The following is an 813-nucleotide window of genomic DNA, read 5'->3' on the forward strand; positions in this document are numbered from 1 at the left end:
CCGACCTGGTGCGCGACCACCGGGCGCACGGCCCGGGCCGCACCGACCTGCTGGCCGGGCTGGTCGCCGCCCGCGACGAGGACGGTTCGACGCTCTCCGACGCCGAACTGCACGACCAGGTCGTCGCCATGCTGCTGGCCGGCACCGAGACCACCGCCTCGCAGCTCTCCTGGACGCTGCGGCTGCTGATGGCCCACCCCGAGGTGCTCGCCGCCGTCCAGACGGAGATCGACGCGGTGCTGCCGGACGGCCGGCCCGCGCGCTGGGACGACCTGCCGCGACTGCCCCGCACCGCCCGGGTGCTGACCGAGTCCCTGCGGCTGCGCCCACCCGGCTGGGTGCTGCTGCGCACCTGCACCCGCGAGACCGAACTCGGCGGGCGGGTCCTGCCGCGCGGCGCTCAAGTGCTGCTCAGCCCGTACGTCGCGCACCACAATCCGCGGATCTTCGCCGACCCGGCCGTCTTCGACCCCGACCGCTGGCTGCCCGAGCGGGCCGCCGCCCTGCCGCGCTGGGGGTTCGCCGGGTTCGCCAACGGTCCCCGGCAGTGCCTGGGCGCCGACTACGCCCGCACCGAGGCCGCGATCGCGCTGGCCACCGTGCTCGCCCGCTGGCACCCGGCCCCGGTGCCGGGACGGCGGGGGGACGACCGCCCGCCGAGGCTGACCACGGTCCTGCGGCCGCAGCGGTTGCGGCTGCGACCGCTGGCCCGTGGGTGATCCGCCGCCGGCGGAACCGGGCGTTGTCGTACGCCTGCCCTAGCGTCCTCGGCATGACTCCTGTGACCGCAACCACACCGGGGACCACCGCCGC

Annotated in this window: 1 protein-coding gene; it reads left to right on the top strand. The window is 76.8% G+C overall.

Features of this window, described 5'->3' with window-relative positions:
* The coding region (locus ABD308_RS23920) for a cytochrome P450 (protein WP_344338438.1) at positions 1-719 on the top strand (719 nt) is incomplete at its 5' end.
* Between the last annotated feature and the right edge of the window lie 94 nt (positions 720-813).

This window comes from Kitasatospora putterlickiae (assembly GCF_039527695.1).
Lineage (GTDB): Bacteria > Actinomycetota > Actinomycetes > Streptomycetales > Streptomycetaceae > Kitasatospora > Kitasatospora putterlickiae.